We start from the raw sequence: 22,493 nt of genomic DNA on the forward strand, positions 1-22,493 counted from the left end.
TGTCACCATTTTCCCTATTTTTGAAGGAACCTCTGAAATTCAGGTTAATTTCCCCCTTTCCAGGGTAGGAATAAGAAGTATTTAAAAACTTTCAGGAATAGAATGGTGGTCAAAATGGGGTTCTTTTACTATATTAAGAAATATTTTAAAATGTCGAGACGGCAGCGAAAAAGTGAATTAAAATCAACACTCTGGTTCATGCCGTTCTGGTATATCGTAGGTGCGGTCGGTTTATCCGCATTTACCTTTTATCTGGATTATGTTGTGGATGTCAGTTTATATCTGCCAGCCGCGATCGGGTTCAGCGGACAGACCTTGCAGGTGCTCTTAAGTGCACTCGTGGGAGGGGTGCTTACGCTGAGTGCTTTTACCATCAACTCTTTACTCGTCGCATTGACAACGTTCAGCGGCCAGTTTTCTTCCAAGATGCTTGTCAACTTCGTCAGTGACAGGGCGACCCAGCATGTGCTTGGTATTTTCAACGGCAGTTTCATTTATGTACTTTTAAACTTCTTATACGTTACCCATGAAGAAGAAGAGTTTATTGTGGCGACACCGGTCTTATCGATTCTGACCGCAATTACAGCTGCAGTGACCTTTATTTATTTTATCAATCATACAACCACCTGGATGCAGGTTCATAATATCAGTTTTAATATGAATGCCAAATCAAAATCGGTACAGGCTTCCCTGGAAAAAGAGTTGAAACCTTACCAGCTTGATAAGGAGGTGGAGAAGGACTCTCTTCCCCCTGATTCTGATGGAAAGGTGATAACAGCCGATCAATCTGGATATCTTCAGGTCGCTGATTTTTCCAGATTGGTTAAACAGGCGAGCCGGGATGATATTCTCCTGAGGTTCGAGGTCAGGATTGGAGATTTTTTGGTAGAAGGAACGCCGCTGATTACTTATTGGGACAACGGTCAAACGACGATTAATCCTGAGCGCTATTCCAAGTCTATGGAGATCGGAGTCAAACAAACGGAAATCCAGGACCTGGAATATGGACTGATCAAGCTTGCCGAAGTAGCCATCAAGGCGTTCGGTCACAATGACCCGCTTACGGTTACGAATACGATTCACCAGATTGCTGATTTACTGAAAAGCATCGGCCAGTCTACGAATCTCTCTTCCTTCTTATATGACGAGGAACAGGAGCTTCGTGTTATTTTAAATCAAAAAGATTTTCGCTATTACCTCCATAAGGGGTTTGCATCCATTCGTGAGTATGCCAATCAGAACTCGACAGTCATCACCGAGCTGATCACGATGGTATCCATGCTGAGTAAAACGATGGATAAGGAGGTCCATCAGGATCTATGGGAATTTTCCCGCCAGACTATTTTAGGGTTTGATAATTACAGCCTGTATGAAAATGACTGCTTGTTTATTTTAGAACAATTATCTGAGCTTGCGAAAAACACAGGAAATCAAAACGATTATCTTTTCCTTCTGGAATATATGCTGCAGCGAGTCAGTTCGAAGAGTGCCGCCGAGGAGCCTTCGTCATTTTAAGCCGTTCAGAAGAAAAGTTTTTATTTTTACCTTTCATGAAACATTCCCTTCTCACATGCCTGGACATACCAGGTGCCTTGCCAGCATAAAATGCGGTAAGGGTGGTGCGATCATGAAACAACAGTGGAAAGACTTGAACCGAAAACGTAAATGGCTCATTGTTGCAGGGTTATCGATACTTATAATTGTCGGCGGGATGAGTGCTTATTTATTAATGATTTATCAAAAAGTGCATCATACTGTTTCCGGTGAATTATTCGAGCCTGTTACCGCTATTGACAGCCAGGAAAGCAAGCATAAGATGAAGTTAGACAAACCTTTGAATTTTCTTTTATTGGGAATCGATGAACGGGAAGCAGATGCAGGAAGACCGGACACGATCATTGTCATGAATATCGACCCTAAACAAGAAAAAATGCATTTAATCAGTATTCCACGGGATACGATGGCTTGGATTCCCGGGCATGGAAGCTATGATAAAATCAATCATTCCTATACATTCGGCGGCGTGGACATGACAATAAATACAGTGGAAGAGCTGCTGGATATCGAGCTTGATTATTACGCTACGATGAACATGGCTGGTCTTAAACAAATGGTCGATGCGGTCGGCGGTGTGCAAGTAATCAATGAGTTCCCGTTTGTACAAGGGGGTTTCGACTACCCGAAAGGCCCCCAGAGACTTTCAGGGGAACAGGCGCTGGCTTATGTAAGGATGCGTGATCAGGATCCGAAGGGGGATATCGGGAGGAACCACAGGCAGCGCGAGGTAGTAGAGGGGCTGATGGCCCAGGGAATGAGTTTACATGCAGTAGCTAATTTGGATGGGATTTTCAATGTTCTGGCTGAGCATATGGAGACGAATCTTACGTTAGATGAGTTAAGGACGCTGGCCGTTCATTATCGGAGTGGGCTGGAAGACATCAATATGTATCAAATAGAAGGAAAAGACAGCTATGTCAATGATATCTATTATTTGCAGGTGTCCCCGGAAGAGATAGCGAAAGTGAATCGTATGATCTCTAAACAGGAATTATAGCAAGGACCTATCAACCAGAAAAACTGTCGACACGATCGACAGTTTTTTTATACGTTAAGAAAATTTTAAATTTATAAAAGGGTTAAAGTATAAGAAACACTTAGGCTTTCGCCATAAATACTTGGCGACAAGCCGATTTTTTTCTAATTGTTTGGTCAAGCTGTAAGCGGCATAGCAATGAGATAATCATTGTTTGCTCCCTGATCTTCAGGGGTTTACACGGTATGATGGCGTGGTACTATGGAAAAAAGCGGTTAGAAAGGAGTCTGCCATGACAAAAACGGTAATGATTACAGGGGCATCGAATGGGTTTGGATACCTGACAGCGATCAAGTGTGCAGAAAAAGGATTCCGGGTGATAGCAACGATGCGTAATATGAAGTTTGCCAATCGTTTCGAGGAGGAAATCGAGGATCCTCTCGTACGTGACCGTATCATTCCCAGGCAGCTGGATGTGACCGATCAGAATTCCCTCCGTTCCTTCGAAGTAAGTCTGACGACAATTGATCGTGTCGACGTTTTAATCAATAATGCGGGGGTTGCAGTCGGTGGGTTTGCGGAAGAAGTGCCGGTGGAGGCCTATCGAAAGCAATTTGAAACCAACTTTTACGGAATGATTGCCGTTACCCAGATGGTACTTCCTATCATGCGGAAGCAAGGTTTTGGAAAAGTGCTTAACGTAAGCAGTATCAGTGGACAGGTAGCATTTCCGGGTCTATCTCCATATGTTGCTTCCAAGCACGCAGTGGAAGGTTTTACGGAAAGTCTCCGTCTGGAATTACAACCGTATGGGTTTGACGCAGCAGTCATTCAGCCGGGATCATTCCGCACGAACATTTGGACGAAAGGGACATACATACCAGAAGAAGCAAGTCACCCGGACTCCCCATACGCGGATTATATGAAAAATATTAAAGGTTACATGGAAGCAAGCCGGAAAAAAATGGCTGACCCTGCGCTTGTAGCCGCATTAACGAGCGAACTTGCGGGTCGCTCACGTTGGAAGAAGGTGCGCTATCCGATTGGTAAAGGCGTGCGTACCACGATAGCTGTCAAACGTATCCTCCCTTGGAAGGTATGGGAAAGACTCGTAATACGACAGCTATCCAGATAAAGTTTGAAAATACAGGAGAAGTAGAGGAGGAAAATAAGATGGAAGAGAACTATCCTGTGCTTCCGGGAGCGGAAGCCTTTTATGAGGAAGGTAACGATTTGGGAATTCTTGTTGTACATGGGTTTACAGGTTCGCCTCAAAGTATGCGCCCGCTTGCAGAAACATATGCCAAGTCGGGATTTACCGTCGCAATGCCGAGATTGTCCGGTCACGGTACACATTATGAAGATATGGAAAAAACCTCTTACAAGGATTGGGTAGCGTCTGTAGAAGAAGCATTTGACTGGCTGAAAAAACGGTCCAGTTTCCAGTTCGTGGTCGGGCTTTCCATGGGTGGGACACTGGCTTTACACCTTGCTGAACATCATGACGACCTCAAAGGGATCGTCCTGATTAATGCAGCCATTGAAATGCAGCAGATGGAAGCGTTGCGGGAAGAAGAGAATCAATCAAGATTTTTGGAATCGATTCATTCTGATATTCAAAAAGAAGGAGTTAAAGAGCTTGCTTATGATAAAGTTCCTTATGCTTCTGTCATTCAATTGCTTGATTTGCTGCACGGGGTCAGGGCTGATTTGGCCGATGTCCACTGTCCAGCTTTGATTTTTGTGTCTGATGAAGACCATGTCGTACCGCCGGATAATGCACAGTATATCTTTGATACGGTTTTTTCCGAGCATACCGAGCTTGTCCATTTGGAAAACAGTTATCATGTCGCCACATTGGATAATGATTTTGACTTGATCATTGAAAGGAGTCTGGAATTTTTTCAACAGTATACGATGACGAAATAACATTCTTTCCTTCGGTGATACTAAGCCCAGAACTTTAAATTAATTTGTTTACTGGTATAGACAACTATATACGCACCCTTTATAATAGAGCTAGCAGTCACACCGAAGGAGGGAACAGTATGGCCCATACATTGTTGATAAAAAATATCCAAATCATTGTAGAGAATAAACAAGAAATAACCGGTTCCCTTTGGATAGAGAATGGAAAAATTTCAACCGTTTCCGAGGGAGACATTTCTGACCGAAAGGCGGATGTCGTAATTGATGGGGAAGGTAAGAAGTGGACCGTACTTCCTGGTTTCATTGACGTCCATATCCATGGAGCAGCCGGTCATGACACCATGGATGCTACGCCGGAAGCATTGGCAGGTATTGCAGAAGTATTGCCACAGGAAGGGACCACGAGTTTTCTTGCCACGACGATGACCCAGTCGCACCAGGAGATTTCCAAAGCTTTGAAAAATGCGGCCGGGTATATCAAAAAGCAGCCCGCAGGATCAGGCGCTGAAGTCATCGGCATTCATCTGGAAGGTCCATTCATCTCGAAAGATAAAGCAGGCGCACAACCGCTCGAGCATATTATTGCCCCTGATATCTCACTGTTCGATCAGTGGCAGCAGGAAAGCAGAGGATACATCCGTCTGGTTACGACCGCACCGGAGGAACCAGGGGCACTGCAGCTGATCAGGCATTTACATGATTCAGGTGTTGTCGCTTCAATCGGACACACGAATGCAACTTACCAGGAAGTGACGGAAGCCGTGGAGCATGGGGCATCCCATGTCACCCATCTTTACAACCAGATGCGAGGACTCCATCACCGTGAGCCAGGGGCACTTGGTGCGGCACTTTTGCACAAGGAATTGACCACAGAAATTATCGTCGATCTTGTCCATACCCACAGGGATGCAGTGCGGCTTGCCTACCAGTCGAAAGGACCGGAACGGATGATACTGATCACCGATGCGATGCGCGCGAAATGTCTTCCGGAAGGGGATTATGACCTTGCCGGGCAACAAGTGTCGGTAATAAATAATGAAGCTCGTCTTGAGGACGGAACGCTGGCTGGCAGTATTCTGACCTTAAAACAGGCGGTAGCCAATATGAAGGAAATCGTAGCACCGTCATGGCTGGATATCACTCGTCTCACATCGGAAAACGCCGCGAGAGAGCTTGGTTTTTTTGACCGGAAAGGAAGCATCAGCACCGGGAAAGATGCTGACCTTGTAATACTGGATGAGGATTTAGATGTAGCCATGACAATCTGTAATGGATATGTCGCATATGAACGGGAGGGCTGATGGCAGTGAAAGTGATTATAAAAGAAGACTACCATGAAATGAGCTGTGCGGCAGCCCATTTCATTGAAAGTAAAATAGTTGAAAATCCAGGGGCCGTACTTGGGTTAGCTACGGGTGGCACGCCTCTGGCTACCTATGAAGAGCTGGTCAAAGGATATAAGGAAGGAAAAGTAAGTTACCGTCAGGCATGCACCCTGAATTTGGATGAATACGTCGGTTTAGAAGAAGACCACCCGCAAAGCTATCATTATTTCATGCGGGAGAAGTTGTTTGATCATATCGATATCGATGCCTCCAATACCCATTTGCCCAATGGGAATGCTGAAAATATTAATCATGAATGCCAGCGCTATGAAGGATTGAACGATGAAATTGGTCCGCCTGATTTACAAGTGTTAGGCATTGGCATAAATGGTCATATCGGTTTCAATGAACCCGGTACCTCATTTGATTCAACTACGCATGTCGTTACGTTGACGGAATCAACGAGAAAAGCAAATGCTCGCTTTTTCCCGACACCTGAAGATGTACCGACCCATTCCATCACGATGGGTATCCGCTCCATTTTAAAAAGTAAACAGATTATCCTGCTTGCATCCGGGGAGGATAAAGCACCAGCAATCCAACGTTTGCTTGAAGGGGATATAGACGAAGCATTTCCGGCTTCTGCGCTGAAGAATCACCCCGATGTGACATTGATTGTCGACGAAAGCGCCTATCAGGGTGTCGTGCAGGGAAGGAGTAGAAGCCATGCTGAATAAACAGTCTCCTCTCCCTATGTATTATCAAATAGAGGAAGATATCCGGCAACGCATCGCCAGGCTGGAATATTTACCTGGCGAAGCAATCCCTTCTGAGCGGGCGCTGACCGAGACCTATGATGTCAGCCGGATGACGGTACGCCAGGCGGTCAATAACCTGGTGCAGGAAGGACTGCTGTACCGGGAAAAAGGCAAAGGGACGTTCATTGCTGAAACCAAGATGGAACAGCCGTTGACCGGATTGACCAGTTTTACGGAAGACATGAAACGAAGAGGGTTGAAGCCGGGCAATAAACTGTTGAGTTTCGATGTGAAGGAGGCAGGGTCCAATCTTGCAGCGAAACTTCAAATTGAAGTGGGTGAACGGGTATTTGAAGTCAAACGTGTCCGCCTTGCCGATGAAGTCCCCATGGCTTTGGAAACGACCTTCATTCCTTATGCATTGATGCCGGGATTAACGCAGGCGAATATCCAACAATCGTTTTATGCCTATGTCGAATCAGAACTCGGACTTACCATCGGCCGAGCCGAACAAGCGATTGAAGCTTCCCTGGCAGACGAAGCAGAGGCAGAAGCGCTGGCTATTCCGTTGCATGCTGCTCTGCTTGGCATCGAACGTCTGACATTCACTACCGAAAATACGCCGTTCGAACTGGTCCAGTCGGCATATCGCGCCGACCGGTATAAGTTTTTGGCAGAGATCACTCGGAATTAACGATTATGTACGCAGAAAAAACTAAGCGTGCTGAATCCTATGGATTTTAGCCCGCTTAGTTTTTTTAGAAATAGTAACCACTCCTTGTCATGACGAATGACCAGTTGTATGATTTCTGGAGAACCGTATTGGAATAATATGTTAATGTGAATTTGGAGTGTTTCTTTAAACGTATCGGAGTTAAGCAATTAGGGGGACAGATTGAGTGAAAAAGGAAATAAGTTGACTCCCAAATTACTATCAATAAATAAAATCAAAAATTGTCTATTTGCCAAACCAAGGAGGTGATCAAAATTCCTATAGACTATTCTCTGTCTTGTTCCTTATGAACAAATTTTTTCCTCCAATTTTTTGGGTTAAATGATTTTCTAATGTTATTTGCTACTTCTTTTCCCGCCATCAAAGCACCTATCCAAAAAATCACCTCACCTATAATCAGGCTGGTTGTTATACTTATAGCCTTCACTCCATTAGTAAGTGGTAAAAAAGGGATTAAAACAGGGGAAATCACCCATATGAGAATAGAAGAAATAATAAGAAACATTCCTGCCTTATAAGTCCATGGCTTTTGCAATGGTGAGTTTTTTTGCATGATTGCACCCCCAAATAACAACACAAATGTTCAAAATTAGGTATTGGTGATCGACTATTTAATACCTTTCTTAAGACGAACGTTCGTAAGCAAAACGTATTTCACACTTACGGTAAAGTATATCTCAATTTCAATTCTTCAACAATCGAATGTATTAGCGGCACTTTTTCTGCCACCGGGTTCGATTATAGTGGTAAGGAGGGAGTGCCAATGTCACTTAATATCAATCCAATGATCCTGCCGGAAAATCATCCCTGCCGTCCTGGGTATGCCATGAGGCCAGATTACATAACCATCCATACAACAGGAAACCGTTCGCGGGGTGCCAATGCCCTGATGCACGGCAGGTACATGCTGAACCTGGACGGAAGCCGGATGGTCAGCTGGCATTATACGGTGGATGATAGTTTAATTATCCAGCATCTGCCTGACCATGAAAGTGCCTGGCATGCAGGTGACGGCAATGGAGCGGGAAATCGAAATTCGATCGGTGTGGAAATATGCGAGAATGTAGACGGTGATTTAGAAGAAGCGGTAAAGATGGCAATTCTGCTGATTCGCAAGTTACAGAAGCGTCACGGAATTCCGTTGCGTCGAATCGTCCCTCATAAAAAATGGAGCGGCAAGAATTGCCCGCGGCCACTTTTACCAGTATGGGACGAATTAATAGAGAAAATCGGAGCAGATAGTCCCGTCCCGAGGGGAAGTTCCTATCTTGGAAAGCGGGTGGAGTCGATCCATCCTGGATTCTTACGATTTTACACGCACCCCTCCTGGAAGGATAGCGATGTTGCGGGCACCGTGAAAAAAGGCTTTGGCTTCCCGGTAATTACAGCAAAGGTGAAAGTGGAGGCGGGTTATCAATACCGCGTGAAAAACAGCAAAGGGGCGATATATTACATTACCGCCAGCCCTGAATATGTCACAGTAGTAGACGGGCGGTGAATATTTTCATGGTATAATAGAAGTGTAAACGGATAGTATGGAGAGAGAAAGTGGAAAGGGGCTGGGTTTGTTGAAGCAAAACTATTTAGTACCGGTAGACGGTTCCGATCATTCATTGCGTGCATTGGCATATGCGATCGAGCATGCGAAAGAGACTGACAATGGAATTTTACTTGTGCATGTACAGCCTGAATATGACACGCATAATATTCGCCGGTTCATTACGAAAGAGCAAATCAAAGAATATCAGCAGGAAATGGCGGACGAAGCATTCCTGGCTGCCGAACCGTTATTATCCCAAAGTGATGTAACAGTAGAGAAAGTGTTGCTGACCGGAGTTGCCAGCGATGAGATTTGCCGTCTGGCACGAAAGGAAAAAGTGAAAGGCATCATCATGGGTTCCCGTGGTCTTGGGCGGGTGAAGGGTTCTGTGTTAGGAAGCATCAGTTATAGTGTCCTGCATACCGCTGATGTGCCAGTCACCGTCGTTCCTTAATAAAAACAATCAACCGCCTTCCTTGGCATACAAGGAAGGTTTTTTCTATTTCATCCATATAAACAGTGGGAGCATATTTTATCGCAGACTGGAATACGACTAGAGCAGGAAATCACTTTCCGTCATGCGCAGAAAGTTTTTAGGGGAAATTGGAAAATGGACTCGGTAAAAATTCCAATCGGCTGATTCCAGAATCAGATGCAGATATGATAAGATAAAAGAGCTAATAACTTTCCAAAAGGAGGATATTATGAGGAAATTACCAGGTGTCCTGATGATCATAGCACTTATGTTTATCACTGCGGCATGCAGTAATAAAGATGAGCCAACGGCGGAAGAACGTTTTACCAAATACATAGATTTATGGCAGAATCAGAAGTTTGAAGCAATGTACGACATGACTGCTGCGTCCTCTAAGGAACATTATACAAAAGAAGAAGCGGTTGACCGATTTAAAAAAATCTATCAGGATTTTTCTATTGAAAATGTAAAAGTCACCTTTGAGAAGAAAGAGGAAGAAGAGGAAGAGAATAAGGATAAGACAGAAGAAACCATTCCTTTTCATGTTTCGATGACATCGGTAGCAGGTGATATCGAATTTGATTATGAGGCGACGTTGACGAAAGAAGAGCGGGAAAAAGACGGGGAAACGAAAGAGAACTGGTATGTCAACTGGAATCCTGGGTTCATTTTCCCTGAGATAGCTGAAGGCCAGGAGGTAGGGCTTTCCACCAAGTCTCCCGTTAGAGGCGAAATCTATGATCGCAATGGCAACGGTCTGGCCATTAATGCTGAGTTTCTGAATATTGGTGTGATCCCTGAAAAGCTTGGGGAAGAGGAAGCAGAGATGAAGCAGAAGATTTCTGAACTCCTGGATATTGCTGTAGAAGATATTGATGAAAAGCTGAGTGCCGGCTGGGTGCAGGAAAATCCGGATCAATTTGTACCACTGAAAAAGATACCGGCAGATGAAACGGAAAGGATAGAAAAGCTGGTTGCCATGGAACCAGTCTCTACCCAGGCAACCACCGGACGGGACTATCCTTATGGAGAAGCGGCCGCCCATCTGACTGGTTATATCCGCCAGGTGACCGCAGAGGATTTAGAAGAATTGGATGACGAAAAATATCATGCTAATAGTATGATTGGCCAAGGCGGAATAGAAGGAAAGATGGAAGATACTTTAAGTGGGTCCCCTGGTGTCACCATTTATGCAAAATCGGAAGAAGGAACCACTACCATCGCTGAAAAACCGGTAGAACATGGGGAGGATGTGCACCTTACGGTCGACGCTGAGCTCCAGAAGAAAATCTATCAATCTTATGAAGGAAAACCAGGTGCTGCGGCGGCCATCCATCCGACTACTGGCGAAACACTGGCCCTGGTCAGTTCTCCAGCTATCGATCCTAACCTGCGGGTGTATGGTACGACCAAAGAGCTTGATGATACAGGACAGCCCAGCTTGAACCGTTCTATGTATACCTATGCTCCAGGCTCCACCATCAAACCGATTACAGCGGCAATCGCATTGACCAATGGCGCCATTGGACCAGAAGAAACAATCAATATCAATGGAAAAACGTGGGCAAAAGAAGATGGCTCGTGGGGTAATTATGAAATCAGCCGGGTTACAGAGTTCAATGGACCTGTCGATGTCACCAATGCACTGATTCGCTCCGATAATATTTTCTTTGCCAGAACAGCTTTGAAAATGGAACAGGAAACATTCCGTGCCGGCCTGGAATCGTTTGGTTTCAACCAGGAGATTCCGATTAAGTATCCGGTATATAACTCACAGATTTCCAATGAGGATACGTTTTCCGATGACTTGCTGATGGCAAATACGGCTTATGGACAGGGACAAATGCAAATGTCATTGATCCATCTTGCGACTGCTTACACGCCATTTTTCAATGAAGGCGACCTATTGAAGCCAACAATTGTTAAAGGTGAAAACCCTCGGGAAATTTGGAAAGAGGGCGTAACCGACCCACAATACAACGATGTCATCAAAAATGCGCTGCGTCAGGTTGTCGCTCATAAAGCGGGCACCGCACGAGCTGCCAACATTGAAGGGATGGCATTATCCGGTAAGACAGGAACTGCTGAACTGAAGAGCACGAAAGATGAGGAAGGAAAAGAAAACGGCTGGTTTGTCGTTTATCCAACCGAAAATACGGATATATTACTTGCAATGATGAAAGAAAACGCCAATAGCGGGGACGTCGTCAAGCAGGCTGCTGGATTATTCCGGAATATGGAATAGAACGCTCACTTGTTGCCAAATTTGTGATAGTTTTTTATAATAGATGCAGTACAAAAAAAGCATAGATTCAAAGCCTTCCAAGGGGAGCCGAATTTGGCTGAGAGTGGGCGCTCATGTCCTTACCCTTCGAACCTGTTAGTTAATACTAGCGTAGGAATGGTGGCTTTTATGATGGTGCAATGCAAACGGAATCCGTCCATCTGGAAGCTTCCCCCTTGGCATTGCTTTTTTTGTTGCCAAAAAACAAGGGGAGTGATTGATTCATGAGAAACAAACGTACGTTATTTATGGTAGAAGTGGCGATTTTTGCAGCACTTGCGACACTGCTGGATTTCATCCCGATTTTCAAAATGCCGCAGGGCGGTTCGGTGTCGCTTGCAATGGTGCCCGTCTTTCTGATTGCCTTCCGCTGGGGAATAAAAGGCGGACTGCTGACCGGATTGCTTTACGGAATTTTCCAGATCGTCGTCGGACAGGCTTATATTCTGACTCCGGTGCAGGCGGTTATTGAATACGGGCTGGCGTTCACGCTGTTAGGATTAGCCGGCATTTTTGCCCACACTGTCAAACAGTCGCTGATCAATCATAATACGAAGAAGTTTTTCACGTATGTGACGCTCGGTATCTTGCTTGGAAGTACACTCCGGTTCATTGGACACTTCATAGCTGGTGTCGTATTTTTTGCCGAATATACCGATGCAGAAAATATATGGGTGTACTCGTTAGTCTATAATGCTTCTTATATGGTACCAGCAGCAATTATCAGTGCGCTCGGCCTGGGATATTTATTCCACAAGCAGCCGCGGATTCTTCTGAACGATCAGGAACAGGCTTCCTACCGGGCTGCAGCAAGACCCAAGGAACAATTGAACTGACTCATCAACCTTGCCAATTTCTTCCGGCAAGGTTTTTCTTTTTGTCAGAGTGGAATATAGTATCATGGAGAAAAGGGGGGCAGGAAACATGAGAGAATTAGTAGGTAACTGCAGTAAGTGCGGGAAGAATGTATATTGTGAGGACGGATTTTTGAATGGTTATTATGAAAACAAACAATTGTACTGTAATGACTGTTATGAAAATGCAGAGGATCAGGATAAGTGAAAAACAAATTCGCAGGTATCAAAATGAGAATGAAATACTTACTTAAGAAAAAACGAAGCTGGCTATTCATAGCGGTGGTGCTATGGCTGGCAGGAGTGATATTCTATCATACTTCATACAAGGCATTACCCGAAGGATTGTCTTATCAGGGCAATGTACATGACATGGCACAAGTGGAATTTTTTCGTGATTTAACCTATCCGGACGAAAACGGAAAGACCGTCCATGAACTTGAAATATTCCGGGAAATCAATGAGCTGATCGGAGAAGCGGAAGAGTTTGTTGTCGTTGATATGTTCTTATTCAACGGGTATACGGATGGAAAAAGAGAGTTTCCTCCGATATCAAAAGAGCTTGCCGACGCTATCATCAAGCAGAAAGAAAAACATCCTGACCTGAAAGCGGTATTTATTACCGACCAGGTGAATACAGTCTATAACTCCTACCAGCCGGAAGCGATTGAGCGCCTGCGTGCGAATGAGGTTGACGTCGTGATGACCAGCCTGAGTGAATTGCGAGACTCCAATCCGCTGTATTCATCGGTTTACCGGACCTTTTTCCAATGGTTCGGGGAGAAAGGAGATGGCTGGATAGCCAATCCCATGGCAAAACAGGCTCCGGATGTCACCTTCCGTTCTTATGTGAAAATGATGAATATCAAAGCGAATCACCGTAAGCTGATCGTAACAGAAGATGCAGCTATTGTATCTACGGCTAACCCTCATGATGCCAGCGGTTATCATGAAAATGTAGCGTTCAGGATGAAAGGGCCAATACAAAAAGACATACTGGAAGCAGAAAAAGCGGTCGTCGACTATTCCGCAGAAGAGGAAGTCGATTTCCCTGATATGGAAAATTATCAGTTTGAGAAACAAACCGGCAGCATCAATGCCCAGTTTCTTACCGAACGTAAAATCTACGAAGCAATTTTAGCAGACTTAGAAAATGCTGAAAAAAATGATACCGTCTGGCTTGGTATGTACTACCTGGCGGATCGGAAAATACTGGGCCGGTTAAAAGAAGCGGCAGATCAAGGGGCGACGGTAAATATTATTCTCGACCCGAATAAAACAGCTTTTGGTAATACAAAGTCAGGGCTGCCGAATATTCCGGTTGCGGCAGAATTGAGAAAGCTTGATCATCCAAATATGAATATACGCTGGTATAACGTCGGTGAAGAACAGTTCCATACCAAAATGCTTTATATCGATAAAGCAAAAGGAGACCACGTAATTACCGGCGGCTCAGCTAATTACACAAGACGTAACCTGGCTAATTTGAATCTCGAAGCAGATGTAAGAATCCAGGCACCGCAAAAGGAGCAAGTAATTCAGGAAGTAAGGGATTATTTTGAAAAAATGTGGACCAACCAGGGCGGCGCGTATACCGTCGCCTATCAGGAAAACGAAAGTGAATTGACCTTCTTACTCAGCCTGACTTACCGTCTGCAGAAGCTGATCTGGTTTACCACCTATTAAGCGCGCTTAATTATCCATGCTTGAATGTCGTGTGCGGTGTGAACAAGTCTGAATAATGGCTGAGCGCCAGGGTTCAGCTATTTTACTGGACAAAAGCTTTTAAACTAGACAACTATAGCTGTAACTAGACAATATTGGAAAGTTACTAGACAATTTTCAGATTTTACTAGACATTTTTGAAAAAATACTAGACAAAATCAATAATTAACTAGACAAACATTGCTTTTACTAGACACTTAAAAATCGAGTCATAGAAACAAAGAAAGAGTGTGAGCCATAACAGACGGCTTCACACTCTTTCATCTTTTTAGGCTAAAATTGACTTGACATCTTCGGTCTCAGTTACCAGCAGCAGTACTCTCCCTTGATCCATTTCTTCTTCATAACGATCGGCTTCCTCTTCGCTAAAGCCCATTTCCTGTAATTTCGTACGCAGCTCGTCCCCTTTTTTACTGAACAGATTTCCGATTGCATTCTTGAAATCCTGCTCGGAAAATCCGATGGTGTTCGCGCTGGCATTGCTGGCCAGCCGATCCGTGCGATCGTCATCGTGGGTCAATACATAGACGTTGTCACTATCAATCCCGCGATCTTTTAATTTTTTCACATCTTCAATTACTTTTTCATCGTTGGTATATTCACGAATAAATGGTTTCATTCTACACACTCCTTTAAAGGATATTCATGGTCTTTATAACCCTTAAGCGGACTATGCAAACATTTAAAGCATTGACACGTATTTGTTATTAGATTATCATCTAATTAGACATATATTTAATTAGGTGGTGAAAACATGCAATTAGATAAAATGGTGCAATTTCATAAAGCGACAGGGGATGTGACAAGGATTAGAATCCTGGCATTATTGAAAAAGGGTCCGCTCCACGGACAGGAGATTGCGAATAAACTTGGGCTGAAGCCGCCGACGATCACCCATCATATCGCAAAACTGAAAGACACCGGCATGGTTTATGCAAGAAGAGAAAAAAATACGATTTACTTTCATCTTGATGAGAAAAAATTGGAATTCATGGCGACGGCCATATTACGAATTGGGGAGGAGAATCTTGTGAAAAATCAGGAAATGCAAATGACCGAGGAAGAAAAGCAAAAAATAATCAAAAATTTTGTGACGAAAGAAGGGGAATTAAAGCAGATTCCGAGTCAATTGAAAAAGAAGCTCGTTATTCTCAGTTACTTTGTCCAGCATTTTGAACCGGGGAAAGTATACGAGGAAAAAGAGGTTAATGCGTATATCAAAACCTTTCATGAAGACTTTGCCACGGTACGCAGAGAATGGGTGATGCAGCATTTCATGTATCGGGAAAACAATCGATATCAGCTGAATCCAAAAGAAATTTGGCCGATTGTTATCGAAAAATAGGTTTTATCTCCCCCTAAACAGGTTACTAGTTTATATAATGCGAATAATCTAACCTGCATCTCATTACTATAATAGGGGGAAGATAGTATGCTAGAGCGTGACCATACCGTGGTTACCATCAACGGAAAAGAATACTTAGCGGATCCAGGGCAGAATCTATTGGATCTGGTCAATTCGACGGGAGAAAATATCCCTCAAATATGTTATAACGAATCGCTTGGCCCGATTGAAACCTGTGATACTTGTATCGTCCAGGTGAATGGGGAACTGAAACGTGCCTGTGGCATGAAAGTCGAAGCGGGAATGCGTGTCATGACCAACCTTGCAGAAGTACACGATGCCCAGAAAGAAGCATTGGATACAATCCTGGAAAAACACGAACTATATTGTACGGTCTGTGATTACAACAATGGCGACTGTGAAATACATAATGCGGTCGCAGACTTCGGCTTGGAGCATCAATCCCGCGAGTTCAAGCCAACTTCCTATGAAACGGATAGATCCGGGTCTTTTTACCGTTATGATCCGAACCAGTGTATTCTTTGCGGACGCTGTGTGGAAGCCTGTCAGGATGTGGTCGTCAATGAAACGTTGACGATAGACTGGGAGCGAAAAGAACCGCGTGTCATCTGGGATAATGATGTCCCGATCGACCAATCTTCCTGCGTCAATTGCGGCCTTTGTGTAACCGCTTGTCCTTGTAATGCGCTTTTGGAAAAAGATATGGAAGGGGAAGCAGGATACCTGACCGATCAGGAACCAGGACTCCTTCGTTCCATGATCGATCTGACGAAGAAAGCGGAATCCGGCTACGGTCCATTGCTTGCTGTTTCCGATACGGAAGCTGCCATGAGGGAAGACCGTATCAAGAAAACGAAAACGGTTTGTACGTATTGTGGTGTCGGGTGCAGTTTTGATGTGTGGACGAAGGATCGTGAAGTATTGAAGGTTGAGCCTCACGCACAGTCCCCTGCCAATGGAATCGCCACCTGCGTGAAAGGGAGATTCGGCTGGGACTATGTCAACAGTGAAAAACGCCTGAGAAAGCCATTGATCCGCCGTGGAGATCACTTTGAAGAAGTGGAATGGGATGAAGCTATCCATTATGTGGCTGAACGTTTTAAGGAAATTAAGGCGGAACACGGTCCGGATGCCTTAGGTTTCATTGCTTCTTCCAAAGCAACAAACGAAGAGTCTTATTTAATGCAGAAGCTTTCCCGCCAGGTAATTGGAACAAACAACGTGGATAACTGCTCCAGGTATTGCCAATCACCAGCGACGAAAGGGCTGTTCCGCACCGTCGGCCATGGGGGCGACTCCGGATCCATTGATGATATCGCAAAAGCGAACCTGGTTATGACCATTGGATCGAATACGGCAGAATCCCATCCGGTATTAGCTTCCAGGATTAAACGTTCCCATAAGCTGCACGGGCAGAAGTTATTTGTATTTGACCTGCGTAAGCACGAAATGGCTTCCCGTGCCGACCGTTTTTATCAGCCAAAATCGGGTACTGATATGGTATGGCTATCCGCAGTCACCAAATATATCCTTGATCAGGGCTGGGAAGACAAGAGTTTTCTAGACGAATGGGTGGATGGTTTTGAAGAATACCAGGAAAGCCTGGAAAAATACACATTAGAATACGCAGAAGAGATGACTGGCATCTCTCAGGAAGAGCTGAAGGATTTGGCAAAAGAAATTGCCGAAACGGATAAAGTAGCTATCTGCTGGGCGATGGGTGTCACACAGCATATGCTCGGCAGTGATACCAGTACAGCCATTTCCAATCTGTTGTTGGTTACAGGAAACTACCGTCGTCCGGGCACAGGGGCTTATCCACTACGCGGGCACAATAATGTCCAGGGCTGCAGTGACTTCGGAAGCATGCCAAATTATTTCCCGGGCTATGAATTTGTTACCGACGATGACGTCCGTAAGCGCTACGAAAAAGCATGGGGCGTAGATTTGCCGAAAGAAGTGGGGATGGATAACCACGAGCAGATCAAAGCGATGCATGAAGGCAAGTTGAAATCTTTCTACGTCAAAGGGGAAGATACTGGTATCGTAGACGCCAATATCAACTATGTCACTTCTGCGTTTGAAAAATTGGAGTTCATGGTAGTGGAGGATCTCTTCCTTACCAAAACGGCTGAATACGCTGATGTGGTCCTGCCGGCAGTGGCAAGTCTTGAAAAAGACGGAACATTCACGAATACAGAACGTCGAATTCAGCGACTTTATAAAGCGATGGAACCTATGTATGATACAAAGCCGGATTGGGAAATCATCCAGCTTATCGCTAAAGAACTTGGCTATGACTGGGGATACACCCATCCAGGAGAAATCATGGCCGAATCTGCCAGCCTGGCTCCGTTATTTGCCGGTGTCAGCTATGAAAAACTGGAAGGCTTCAACTCCCTCCAGTGGCCTGTTCATGAAGATGGTACGGATGAACCTCTCCTCTATCAGGAAGGATTCAATTTTGATAACGGAAAAGCGAAACTCTATCCGGTGGACTTCGACCTGAAATATGATGTTACGGAAGAATACGATCTCCATATTAATAACGGTCGTCTATTGGAGCATTTCCATGAAGGGAATATGACCTATAAATCTGAGGGCATCGTTCGTAAAACACCGAATGCTTTTGTTGAAATTTCCCCGGAACTCGCAGAGGAAAGAGGCTTGAAAGAAGGAGCAGAAATCAAGCTGATTTCGGATGCAGGGGAAGCGACAGGAATCGTCACGATTACAGACCGAGTCAAAGGAAAAGAATTATACATTCCTATGAGTGCCAACGGAAAATCTGCTGTCAACTTCCTGACAGATAACCGTGTCGATAAAGACACCGACACGCCCGCATATAAAGAAATCGCGGCAAAAATGGAAGTTGTCACGAAAAAAGGAGAAAAATCACCAATTCCGCCGAATAATCATCGTCGAGGCAACCGCCAGCCACAACTCAGTGTTCAGGTGGAAAGAAAATGGCAGCGAGATGACTATGAATTCCCGGGAAGTAAGGTGAAGAACAATGGCTAAATCATTGACAAAAATCAAGCGGATGGAAGTACCGAAGGAAGTACAAGTAGAGAAAGATGTCGAAGAGATTAAAGAAGCATTATCTGAAAATAAACATGCCATCCTTGAAGGAATCAAGCTCCTTAAATCTCTTGATGATGCCGACATGCTGCAAGCGATGTACGCCTTAACGAATCACCGGAAAGAAGCGATGGGGAAATTAGCAACGGAGCTGAATAAAGCCCAGTACTCCGGAGTAATCGAAAATCTTACCGGTTTCTTATTTCTCCTTGGTGATCTCGATGTCGATGCGATCAGAAATTTATCCGACCGCATCAATCGCGGGATGGAAGAAACAGAAAAAGAACCCGAATCCAAAACCGGTTTTATGGATCTTGCCAAAGCTTTGAAAGACCCGGAAATCAACCGGAGCGTGACAATGCTGATGCAATTTTTAAAAGGTATGGGAAGGGAATAGCGAAAAAAATCCAGCACCTGTTCCGGTGCTGGATTTTTTATATAAAGCAATCCGTCTTGCGGAAGGAAAGGTCCCCTTCCTCCAGTCGTTTTGCTTATGCGTGTCGTGTCTCTCTCAGGGCGCTTACGCTTTTCTTATATCGCAATGAAGAACCAGATAATCATAATCAACTGGATTACAATTTTGGCAACGGAACCACTGAGAAACCCGAGCAACGAGCCGATGCTGGCACGTATGGATTCTTTTGGAGACCGCTGTTGCAACAGTTCCACTACTAATACCGCAAGAAACGGAACGATGATGAGCCCGAACGGAGGAATGATAAAGGAACCGACGATGACACCGACCGCAGCTGACCTTTCTCCCCATTTGGTACCGCCATACTTTTTGACAAAAAAGCTGTTGGCAATAATGTCTGACACAATCAACAGCAGGGTTAAGATCGCCATGGCTGCCCAAAAGAAGAAAGAGAGTCCATCACTGGCTATGAAAAACTGATAAATCAAAAATCCTGCCCACAGCGCCACTGTTCCTGGGATGATGGGAAAGATAAGGCTGGCAAAGCTTAATAAAAATAACACGATGATTATTGTCCATAAAATAAACTCCATTGCACTGCCTCCTATACCTACTAAGGGTAAATAACAAGAATGCTGTTGTTAATTTCTATCCTACACGATAATAGAAACTGGCGCACAGGTTATATATCGATGCGCCAGCAAATTATTTAGTCGTTATCTCAAATTTTCTTTCTTTTTGATGCCATGATCTTTCCACACAGGTAAGAGTAGAAATATGAAAGAGGCCCGGTTGTTTACCGGACCTCTTTCATTATTTGAGACCCAATTGCTGTCTGTCAGGTGGAGCCATGAATTCAGGGCCCACTGGGTCTTTGATATGCCGCATCAGTATCTCGTCCATATCATGCATGCTTTCGTTGTCGATTTCAAAATCCAGTTCATCAATTGGATCCATCTGGTCGGGACGACGAACGCCCATCAAAGCAATATTGGCGCCCGGCTGCTCGATCACCCACTTCAATGCTAAATGGAGCACACGTTTCCCAAAGCGATCCTGCGCTAATTTATCGAGCTCGTCCACTGCAGACAAGTACTGTTCAAAACGTGGGGACTGAAACTTTGGATCTTCTTTTCGTAAGTCATCGCCCTCAAAATTACGGTCTTTCGTCATTTTACCGGACAATAAGCCGCGACATAATGAACCATATAATAAGGAAGACATATGGTTTTCCTGCACGTAAGGGAGGAGGTCATTTTCCGCCTCCCGTTCAAATAGATTGTATGGCGGCTGCAATGTGTGCAGTGGTGCGGCCTCACGGAAATAATCCATTTGTTCCGGTGTGAAGTTGCTGACGCCGATCGCCCTGATTTTTCCCTGTTTATAAAGATAATTCAACGCTTCGGCTGTTTCGTCAATCGGAGATACGGGATCCGGCCAGTGGACCTGGTAAATATCGATGTAATCCGTCTGTAGTCGCCGCAACGAATCATCGATTTCCTGATGGATCCGTTCCTTGCTCCCATTACGGAACGGCTGTTCATCTTTCCAGTCTAAGCCCACCTTGGTAGCAAGAATGATGTCATCTCTATTTCCATGTTCCTTCACAGCTTTCCCGATGATTTCTTCGGATCTGCCGAAACCATAGACCGGTGCTGTGTCAATTAAATTCACGCCTTTATCAAGTGCGGTATGAATGGTACGGATGGATTCCTTTTCATCCGTGCCACCCCACATCCAGCCGCCGATCGCCCATGTTCCTAGACCAATCCGGCTTGCTTTCATGTCTGTGTTGCTGATTTGAATTCTATCCAAACTTATCACTCCCATACTGCAAGTCTCTCTAACGCTCTTCCCGTTATAGGAGCACTTTAATCGTAGCAGCTCTATTCCATTAACTTGTTAAGCTCTTTTACTGCTTTGCTCAAATCATCGTGAACAACATGATCGAATAAATAATCTTTGTCCGTCGGTTCGCCATTTATCATGATCGTGTCCAGTTTTCCAAGATAAGCTGCGTATTCTGGAAGCAGGTTGAATGGAGTAACGAATAAAGACGTGCCCATCACAAGCAGGACGTCGGCGTTGTCGATCATCGCTTCCGCTTGATCATGGGCCGTAATCATATCGCCGAATAGTACGACATCCGGCTTTAGGACATCGCCGCACCCACTTTCCTGACAACGGGGAATATCATTTGCCATCACGTAATCCAATGGATAGGAGGTCCCGCAAGCGGGGCAGGTTGCCTGGTTCAAAGATCCATGATATTCAAGCACACGACTGCTTCCCGCCACCTGATGAAGACCATCCACATTTTGCGTGATGATAGCTATGTCTTTGGAATGGTCTTCCAGCTTTTTGAAAAAGTTATGGACGTGGTTCGGTTGATAATTTTTCAACAGCTTCAGTCGGAATATGCTTTTATACTTACTCCAGAAATCTTCGGGGTCTTTGTAAAAGTATCGATTCGACATGTAATACTCACGTGCATGATTTTCCGTCCACAATCCCTGGCTGGAGCGGAAGTCGGGAATACCGCTGGCGGTAGATACTCCTGCGCCTGTCAAAACGACGATGGATTGGGCCTGCTGTAATTTTTCTGCGATTTGTTTTAGTGACTGCACCATAGATCCCTCCTGAATACGTCATCGTAGCTTGTATTATATGATAAGTACCAGTGAAAATTAAAACAGATCCCCATATAAGTAAGGGACCTGACGGATTACTATTTTTTATTGAAGCCTTTATTTTTCACGTGATCCGTGACATCCATACGGATTGTCTTCTGGAAACGACGCTTCATTTGGTCGGTCCACGTGTCTTTTCGATTGTTTTCAGAACGCTTCGCATAATATTTTCCGATTCTTTCATCGAAACGATCCAATGCATTTTCATGGTCCTGATAGCCATTTTCAAAATAGACGGCATCGATCGGCAGACGTGGTTTAGATTCCGGGTGGTGGGCAGGGTAGCCGATGGCCATGCCGAATAAGGGAATGACATGCTTTGGCAAATGGAAAAGTTCATCCACTGCAGCAATATTATTGCGGATGCTTCCGATATAACAGATGCCAAGTCCCATAGATTCAGCAGCGATGGCTGCGTTTTGTGCAGCCAGTGCCGCATCGATGGCTGATACGAGGAAGTGTTCACTATTTTCAAGGTTATCCAGCATGTTTTCGTACTCATCACTTACTGCTTTGACTGTCACCCGGTTCAAGTCTGCGCAGAAAAGGAGGAAATGTCCGTTGTGTTTAACGTAAGTTTGTCCGGTAATCTCCGCCAGCTGTTCCTTTTTGTTTTCATCCGTAACTCCTATAATGGAGTAAGCCATCATGTAACTGGAAGTGGATGCGTGTAGTGCACTGTGAATAATCGCTTCAATTTGCTGCTGGTTCAGTTGTTTGGACTTGAATTTACGTATGGAGCGGTGGCTTAATAAGTTTTCGATCATTTCATTCATGGTGATTCT

Annotated in this window: 22 protein-coding genes and 1 riboswitch; of the genes, 16 read left to right on the forward strand and 6 right to left on the reverse strand. The window is 44.7% G+C overall.

Annotation, left to right across the window (positions count from 1 at the left end; all coding sequences use genetic code 11):
* The first annotated feature begins 150 nt into the window (after nucleotides 1–150).
* The 7 genes from P855_RS20530 (at nucleotide 151) to P855_RS0104900 (ending at nucleotide 7,239) form a co-directional block, all read left to right on the forward strand.
* Nucleotides 151–1,515: a DUF2254 domain-containing protein gene (locus P855_RS20530; protein WP_161628809.1), complete on the forward strand. Its 1,365-nt coding sequence runs from the start codon at nucleotides 151–153 to the stop codon at nucleotides 1,513–1,515.
* 112 nt (nucleotides 1,516–1,627) lie between these two features.
* Nucleotides 1,628–2,554 carry an LCP family protein gene (locus P855_RS0104875; protein ID WP_037985639.1) on the forward strand — a complete coding sequence of 309 codons (927 nt, stop codon included), beginning with the start codon at nucleotides 1,628–1,630 and terminating at the stop codon, nucleotides 2,552–2,554.
* A gap of 271 nt (nucleotides 2,555–2,825) precedes the next feature.
* Complete coding sequence (locus P855_RS0104880; RefSeq protein ID WP_235062611.1) at nucleotides 2,826–3,668, forward strand: SDR family oxidoreductase; 843 nt, start codon at nucleotides 2,826–2,828, stop codon at nucleotides 3,666–3,668.
* 38 nt (nucleotides 3,669–3,706) lie between these two features.
* Entirely contained in the window at nucleotides 3,707–4,462 is a 756-nt protein-coding gene (locus P855_RS0104885; protein WP_028782515.1) for an alpha/beta hydrolase, read from the forward strand.
* 119 nt (nucleotides 4,463–4,581) lie between these two features.
* The gene (gene nagA / locus P855_RS0104890; RefSeq protein ID WP_028782516.1) at nucleotides 4,582–5,763 is read left to right on the forward strand and encodes an N-acetylglucosamine-6-phosphate deacetylase; all 1,182 of its coding nucleotides are present in this window, start codon (nucleotides 4,582–4,584) and stop codon (nucleotides 5,761–5,763) included.
* 5 nt (nucleotides 5,764–5,768) lie between these two features.
* Entirely contained in the window at nucleotides 5,769–6,524 is a 756-nt protein-coding gene (gene nagB / locus P855_RS0104895) for a glucosamine-6-phosphate deaminase (protein ID WP_028782517.1), read from the forward strand.
* The gene (locus P855_RS0104900) at nucleotides 6,514–7,239 is read left to right on the forward strand and encodes a GntR family transcriptional regulator (RefSeq protein ID WP_028782518.1); all 726 of its coding nucleotides are present in this window, start codon (nucleotides 6,514–6,516) and stop codon (nucleotides 7,237–7,239) included. Before nagB ends, P855_RS0104900 begins: the two co-directional genes overlap by 11 nt.
* Before the next feature lie 304 nt (nucleotides 7,240–7,543).
* Here the strand turns inward: P855_RS0104900 and P855_RS0104905 are convergent, their stop codons facing one another.
* Nucleotides 7,544–7,831 carry a transporter suffix domain-containing protein gene (locus tag P855_RS0104905; protein ID WP_028782519.1) on the reverse strand — a complete coding sequence of 96 codons (288 nt, stop codon included), beginning with the start codon at nucleotides 7,829–7,831 and terminating at the stop codon, nucleotides 7,544–7,546.
* A gap of 210 nt (nucleotides 7,832–8,041) precedes the next feature.
* On the opposite strand from P855_RS0104905, the gene P855_RS22700 reads away from it, so the two are divergent.
* From P855_RS22700 to P855_RS0104935, 6 genes are all read left to right on the forward strand, one after another.
* Nucleotides 8,042–8,776 (forward strand): N-acetylmuramoyl-L-alanine amidase family protein, encoded by a 735-nt coding sequence (locus P855_RS22700; protein ID WP_051353093.1) that lies wholly within the window; start codon nucleotides 8,042–8,044, stop codon nucleotides 8,774–8,776.
* 70 nt (nucleotides 8,777–8,846) lie between these two features.
* Nucleotides 8,847–9,272, forward strand: a complete 426-nt coding sequence (locus P855_RS0104915) for a universal stress protein (RefSeq protein ID WP_028782520.1) — start codon at nucleotides 8,847–8,849, stop codon at nucleotides 9,270–9,272.
* Between the two features lie 250 nt (nucleotides 9,273–9,522).
* On the forward strand, nucleotides 9,523–11,538 hold the full coding sequence (locus tag P855_RS0104920) for a penicillin-binding transpeptidase domain-containing protein (protein ID WP_028782521.1): 2,016 nt from the start codon (nucleotides 9,523–9,525) through the stop codon (nucleotides 11,536–11,538).
* A 70-nt stretch (nucleotides 11,539–11,608) separates the two neighbouring features.
* Nucleotides 11,609–11,712, forward strand: a riboswitch (TPP riboswitch).
* Between the two features lie 89 nt (nucleotides 11,713–11,801).
* Nucleotides 11,802–12,413, forward strand: coding sequence for an energy-coupled thiamine transporter ThiT (gene thiT / locus P855_RS20540; protein WP_051353095.1), 612 nt, complete (start codon nucleotides 11,802–11,804; stop codon nucleotides 12,411–12,413).
* A gap of 88 nt (nucleotides 12,414–12,501) precedes the next feature.
* Nucleotides 12,502–12,639, forward strand: coding sequence for a hypothetical protein (locus tag P855_RS22380; RefSeq protein ID WP_200865939.1), 138 nt, complete (start codon nucleotides 12,502–12,504; stop codon nucleotides 12,637–12,639).
* Entirely contained in the window at nucleotides 12,636–14,117 is a 1,482-nt protein-coding gene (locus tag P855_RS0104935; protein WP_235062612.1) for a phospholipase D family protein, read from the forward strand. The genes P855_RS22380 and P855_RS0104935 overlap by 4 nt, the downstream gene beginning before the upstream one ends.
* Before the next feature lie 307 nt (nucleotides 14,118–14,424).
* Here P855_RS0104935 and P855_RS0104940 read toward each other — a convergent pair whose 3' ends face one another.
* The gene (locus tag P855_RS0104940) at nucleotides 14,425–14,775 is read right to left on the reverse strand and encodes a general stress protein (protein ID WP_028782523.1); all 351 of its coding nucleotides are present in this window, start codon (nucleotides 14,773–14,775) and stop codon (nucleotides 14,425–14,427) included.
* Nucleotides 14,776–14,910: 135 nt separating this feature from the next.
* Between P855_RS0104940 and P855_RS0104945 the strand changes: the two genes are divergently transcribed.
* The 3 genes from P855_RS0104945 to P855_RS0104955 all read left to right on the forward strand — a co-directional run bounded on the left by P855_RS0104945 (nucleotide 14,911) and on the right by P855_RS0104955 (nucleotide 19,000).
* Nucleotides 14,911–15,501 (forward strand): metalloregulator ArsR/SmtB family transcription factor, encoded by a 591-nt coding sequence (locus P855_RS0104945; RefSeq protein WP_028782524.1) that lies wholly within the window; start codon nucleotides 14,911–14,913, stop codon nucleotides 15,499–15,501.
* An 87-nt stretch (nucleotides 15,502–15,588) separates the two neighbouring features.
* Nucleotides 15,589–18,543 carry a formate dehydrogenase subunit alpha gene (gene fdhF / locus P855_RS0104950; protein ID WP_028782525.1) on the forward strand — a complete coding sequence of 985 codons (2,955 nt, stop codon included), beginning with the start codon at nucleotides 15,589–15,591 and terminating at the stop codon, nucleotides 18,541–18,543.
* Nucleotides 18,536–19,000 (forward strand): DUF1641 domain-containing protein, encoded by a 465-nt coding sequence (locus P855_RS0104955; RefSeq protein WP_028782526.1) that lies wholly within the window; start codon nucleotides 18,536–18,538, stop codon nucleotides 18,998–19,000. Before fdhF ends, P855_RS0104955 begins: the two co-directional genes overlap by 8 nt.
* A gap of 134 nt (nucleotides 19,001–19,134) precedes the next feature.
* Here P855_RS0104955 and P855_RS0104960 read toward each other — a convergent pair whose 3' ends face one another.
* From P855_RS0104960 to nfsA, 4 genes are all read right to left on the reverse strand, one after another.
* A complete protein-coding gene (locus tag P855_RS0104960) occupies nucleotides 19,135–19,611 on the reverse strand; it encodes a DUF456 domain-containing protein (protein ID WP_028782527.1) in 477 nt (158 codons plus the stop codon).
* A 220-nt stretch (nucleotides 19,612–19,831) separates the two neighbouring features.
* Complete coding sequence (locus tag P855_RS0104965) at nucleotides 19,832–20,833, reverse strand: aldo/keto reductase (RefSeq protein WP_028782528.1); 1,002 nt, start codon at nucleotides 20,831–20,833, stop codon at nucleotides 19,832–19,834.
* 71 nt (nucleotides 20,834–20,904) lie between these two features.
* A complete protein-coding gene (locus P855_RS0104970; RefSeq protein ID WP_037985641.1) occupies nucleotides 20,905–21,648 on the reverse strand; it encodes an NAD-dependent protein deacylase in 744 nt (247 codons plus the stop codon).
* Between the two features lie 98 nt (nucleotides 21,649–21,746).
* Nucleotides 21,747–22,484: an oxygen-insensitive NADPH nitroreductase gene (nfsA, locus tag P855_RS0104975; protein WP_028782530.1), complete on the reverse strand. Its 738-nt coding sequence runs from the start codon at nucleotides 22,482–22,484 to the stop codon at nucleotides 21,747–21,749.
* Nucleotides 22,485–22,493 lie beyond the last annotated feature (9 nt).

Source organism: Thalassobacillus devorans MSP14 (assembly GCF_000496835.1).
Classification (GTDB): Bacteria; Bacillota; Bacilli; order Bacillales; family Halobacillaceae; genus Thalassobacillus; species Thalassobacillus devorans_B.

Coding starts and splice junctions, on each gene's coding strand:
- P855_RS20530 (WP_161628809.1), top strand. CDS start 151: ATGTCGAGACGGCAGCGAAAAAGTGAATTAAAATCAACACTCTGGTTC.
- P855_RS0104875 (WP_037985639.1), top strand. CDS start 1,628: ATGAAACAACAGTGGAAAGACTTGAACCGAAAACGTAAATGGCTCATT.
- P855_RS0104880 (WP_235062611.1), top strand. CDS start 2,826: ATGACAAAAACGGTAATGATTACAGGGGCATCGAATGGGTTTGGATAC.
- P855_RS0104885 (WP_028782515.1), top strand. CDS start 3,707: ATGGAAGAGAACTATCCTGTGCTTCCGGGAGCGGAAGCCTTTTATGAG.
- nagA (WP_028782516.1), top strand. CDS start 4,582: ATGGCCCATACATTGTTGATAAAAAATATCCAAATCATTGTAGAGAAT.
- P855_RS0104900 (WP_028782518.1), top strand. CDS start 6,514: ATGCTGAATAAACAGTCTCCTCTCCCTATGTATTATCAAATAGAGGAA.
- P855_RS0104905 (WP_028782519.1), bottom strand. CDS start 7,831: ATGCAAAAAAACTCACCATTGCAAAAGCCATGGACTTATAAGGCAGGA.
- P855_RS22700 (WP_051353093.1), top strand. CDS start 8,042: ATGTCACTTAATATCAATCCAATGATCCTGCCGGAAAATCATCCCTGC.
- P855_RS0104920 (WP_028782521.1), top strand. CDS start 9,523: ATGAGGAAATTACCAGGTGTCCTGATGATCATAGCACTTATGTTTATC.
- thiT (WP_051353095.1), top strand. CDS start 11,802: ATGAGAAACAAACGTACGTTATTTATGGTAGAAGTGGCGATTTTTGCA.
- P855_RS22380 (WP_200865939.1), top strand. CDS start 12,502: ATGAGAGAATTAGTAGGTAACTGCAGTAAGTGCGGGAAGAATGTATAT.
- P855_RS0104940 (WP_028782523.1), bottom strand. CDS start 14,775: ATGAAACCATTTATTCGTGAATATACCAACGATGAAAAAGTAATTGAA.
- P855_RS0104945 (WP_028782524.1), top strand. CDS start 14,911: ATGCAATTAGATAAAATGGTGCAATTTCATAAAGCGACAGGGGATGTG.
- fdhF (WP_028782525.1), top strand. CDS start 15,589: ATGCTAGAGCGTGACCATACCGTGGTTACCATCAACGGAAAAGAATAC.
- P855_RS0104955 (WP_028782526.1), top strand. CDS start 18,536: ATGGCTAAATCATTGACAAAAATCAAGCGGATGGAAGTACCGAAGGAA.
- P855_RS0104960 (WP_028782527.1), bottom strand. CDS start 19,611: ATGGAGTTTATTTTATGGACAATAATCATCGTGTTATTTTTATTAAGC.
- P855_RS0104970 (WP_037985641.1), bottom strand. CDS start 21,648: ATGGTGCAGTCACTAAAACAAATCGCAGAAAAATTACAGCAGGCCCAA.
- nfsA (WP_028782530.1), bottom strand. CDS start 22,484: ATGAATGAAATGATCGAAAACTTATTAAGCCACCGCTCCATACGTAAA.